The sequence below is a fragment of the Oleiphilus sp. HI0117 genome, from assembly GCF_001635235.1.
This window is the reverse complement of the sequence record NZ_LWGA01000936.1, coordinates 1-3,555: the sequence shown is the minus strand read 5'-3', so window position 1 is coordinate 3,555 and position 3,555 is coordinate 1. Positions and strand designations below refer to the sequence as shown.

At 44.0% G+C, this 3,555-nt stretch carries 3 protein-coding genes; 2 read left to right on the top strand and 1 reads right to left on the bottom strand.

The features are described 5' to 3' along the window. The first annotated feature begins 309 nt into the window (after positions 1-309). Positions 310-1,245 (top strand): PaaI family thioesterase, encoded by a 936-nt coding sequence (locus A3757_RS28135; RefSeq protein ID WP_368664571.1) that lies wholly within the window; start codon positions 310-312, stop codon positions 1,243-1,245. A 63-nt stretch (positions 1,246-1,308) separates the two neighbouring features. Here the strand turns inward: A3757_RS28135 and A3757_RS16755 are convergent, their stop codons facing one another. After that, the gene (locus A3757_RS16755; protein ID WP_197470094.1) at positions 1,309-2,439 is read right to left on the bottom strand and encodes an SMP-30/gluconolactonase/LRE family protein; all 1,131 of its coding nucleotides are present in this window, start codon (positions 2,437-2,439) and stop codon (positions 1,309-1,311) included. Positions 2,440-2,703: 264 nt separating this feature from the next. On the opposite strand from A3757_RS16755, the gene htpG reads away from it, so the two are divergent. Continuing rightward, on the top strand, positions 2,704-3,555 hold an 852-nt coding region (gene htpG / locus A3757_RS16750), incomplete at its 3' end, for a molecular chaperone HtpG (protein WP_082872128.1).

The following is a 3,555-nucleotide window of genomic DNA, read 5'->3' as shown; positions in this document are numbered from 1 at the left end:
ACAGAGCAAGGTTAGGCAGAGTAGAAGATAAGTAAAAATGGGGCGCATAAGACAATACCGGGTTCTAGTTAACAGTAAGTCAATTTTGCGCTAATGGATTCACTCTTTTCAATAGCAAATGAGTAATTACTATTGTTATAAATAGGATGCTAGGTGGAAATCTCCTGATTAATTACATTTCTTAAAAAGTGTGACATTGGTTATACTTCGGCGCTTCAAATATGTTAGCTGATAAGGAGCTGACATTTTATGCTTAACTAGAATAAGCGTTCCCAGCTAAATTATGTAACGCTGATTGTGAGAGAATGAATGAGAGACGAAACCATGTTGTTTACCCAAGTCGAAAGCTTTGTAAGCGTATTGGCTCAGTGCCAGGAGTTGGGTATTAAGGTTGTTTCTGCAAGAGAAAACGAGCTGATACTAGAATTGCCTTACAGCGAGAAGATTATCGGTAACCCAGATTCAGGGGTTATTCATGGTGGTGCGATTACCACCTTGATGGATACGACCGCAGGTGCCGGTGTGCTATGTGCAATGCCGGAGTTTGAACTCTGCCCAACACTAGATTTGCGTGTTGACTATATGCGCCAGGCAAAACCGGGGCAGTCAGTATTCGCGAGAGCAAGCTGCTACCGTTCAACCAACAATATCTTGTTTATGAAGTGTGAGGCTTATCAGATTGACCGGACTGTGGCGCATTGTGTCGCAACCTTTATGCGTATGGGCGAGAAGGGCATTCCTTCCTTAGATGTGATGACGAAAGATATTCCTGTTTATCAATCAAAGAATATTGGCAAGGTTTCTCTGCCCGAAGATTTTAAAGATTCGGTGATACAAGCGCGCGACAAGAGCGACTACAAGATACTGACCTCAGCTATTCCTTATGCGCAATTGATTGGCATTGAATGCCTGGATGATAGAGGAGAGCTAACCTTTAAGTTAAATCAGAAGGAAGGCAATATTGGTAATCCTATTCTTCCCGCAATTCATGGTGGTGTCATTGGTGGCTTTATGGAATTGTCTAGTGCTATGTATTTGCTGGTATCTCAGTCGACTTTGAAATTTCCCAAAATTATTGATTTTTCATTAGATTACTTACGTGCCGGTGCAAACCAGGATACCTATGCCTATTGTAATGTGACCCGCCAGGGTGGCCGCGTTGCTAATGTCGAAGTTCACGCCTGGCAAGAAAGCCGCGATAAGCCAATTGCCTTGGCCAGAGCGCATTTTTTGTTAGAGGATTAGGTTTTTCAAAGGGGTCAGACTCGATTGAAATTCAATCGAGTCTGACCCCTTTGAAATTCAACCTCAATGCCCAGGGTAAGCAGTGGTATCGGTCTTCAATTTAAATATCTGATAAGGGCCTTTTTCTTGAATGTACTGGTCAGGCTTGGCTATCACACTTTGTAGCGCACTAGCAGTAACGTATAACCAGCCATTCGGGCCGAAGCTGAAACCATCAGGCCAGCGAAGCTTCTTGTCTTTGTAAAGTGTTTGTATGGAACCATCAGAGCGCATCTGTATGATAGCCGAATGCTCCAGATCGCTGATGTATAGAGTGTCCTCATCATCGATAGTGATGCCATCGCTCATGGTCTTTTCACCAAAAGCTTCGATTTTAGTTTTCAGCGCTTCTGCACTTAGTGCAGGATTATTCAAATCACTTACCCGTACGCGCCACATCTTCTCGTCGGTAACGGGAGCAAAGTAAAGCCATTCTTCGTTGCGGTCTAGCGCAATAGAGTCAACGCCAGGGCGAATAGCAAAAACACCAAACATCAGCATTTTCACACCTTCGACATGAGGAACATAGTAGTCCGGGTCGACCGAGTCGTGGTCTTCAATAGCAATACGAGCACGCTGTTCTATCACATCATAAACGATGATAGATGGGCTAAGACCTATGATACTTGCATTGGCGATATAGATGCGTGTGCCATCATGACTGACTTGGAAGTCATTCATATGTGAGCCTAGCCCTGCAATATCTGAACTAAAACGATGATGATGCACAACCTCGCGGGACTCAATATCCACGGCAAGGATCTGAGGTGTTTCTTGCCCATGGTCACCATAGTCGAGTAGCCATAAGCGGCCTTGTCTGTCTAAACGCATTGATAGAACAGTACTCAAGTTAAGACCAGCTGGTGACTCGAACTCAAATGGTTTGGCTTCGCCATCAACCAGTTCTGCGATGTTATAGGGTGGAAAACCTTCCGGATGATAAGTGAAAAAGATGCGCTCATTTTTCGAGACTGCGATGTTTCCAGGAGGGTAGGGCAGGTCAGCAACTTTGATAAGCGCTTCAGCCGGGAGCAGGGGCTGGCCACTTCTATCAGGGAAGGCATCGCCGCCGCCGTAGAAACCATCGAGTGCGGCCGCACCGAGGCCAATAATCAAAACAACTGCGAATAATAGTGTGGTAAGGGCTTTTAACATGATTCTCAATTTATCTTTGTAAAGGTAGGTGGAGGGCATTAAACCATAATCTGGCTTTGTGCGCGAAACAGCTCGAAACAAAACACGATAAAAATTACTTGAAATTAAAAATGCCATCCCCACATAAGGTTTCAAGGCTTTTCAGGTCGGTGGTAAGCAAGGCTGCATTGATAATGCAGTCCCTCTCATAAGTTTGAGATAAATTGCTGCCGGAAAGCGACAAATCAATTTTTCTGAACAACGAAAAACGAGAGAAACAAATATATGTCAGCACAAGATAATTTAGAAGCAAAGCAGGAAACCCTTGGCTTTCAAACAGAGGTTAAGCAGCTTCTACATTTGATGATCCATTCCCTTTATTCAAATAAAGAGATCTTCTTACGCGAATTGATTTCAAATGCTTCCGATGCAGAAGATAAGCTGCGTTTTGAAGCGCTATCTAACAACTCTTTGTACGAAGACGATGGTGATCTGAAGATTCGTCTAGAGTTTGATGAAGAAGCCAAGACAGTGACATTAACTGATAACGGTATCGGTATGAATCGTGATGATGTCATTAACCACTTAGGTACGATTGCCAAGTCAGGCACTGCCGAGTTTATGTCTAAGCTAACAGGTGATAGCCAGCAAGATTCTCAGTTGATTGGTCAGTTCGGTGTTGGGTTCTATTCCGCATTTATTGTTGCCAAGAAAGTTGATGTATTCACGCGTAAAGCGGGTACAGATAAAGCGGAAGGTGTTCACTGGAGCTCCGAAGGTGAAGGTGAATTCACCATAGAGAATATCGAGCGTGCCGAGCGTGGTACTTCGATTGTGCTTCACCTGAAAGAGGAAGAGGCTGAGTTTGCTAACGGCTGGAAGCTACGTAGTCTGGTTAAGAAGTATTCTGACCATATCGCCTTCCCGGTTGTGATGAAGTCTGAGCCAATGCCTGCTGAAGAAGGTAAAGAGCCAGAAGAGCCAAAAGACGAGACAGTCAACGAAGCCACAGCGCTTTGGTCTTTGTCTAAGTCTGAAATCAAAGAAGAAGAGTATCAATCTTTCTATAAGCATATTTCTCATGACTTCCAAGAGCCACTAACTTGGTCTCATAACCGTGTTGAAGGTAAATTGGAC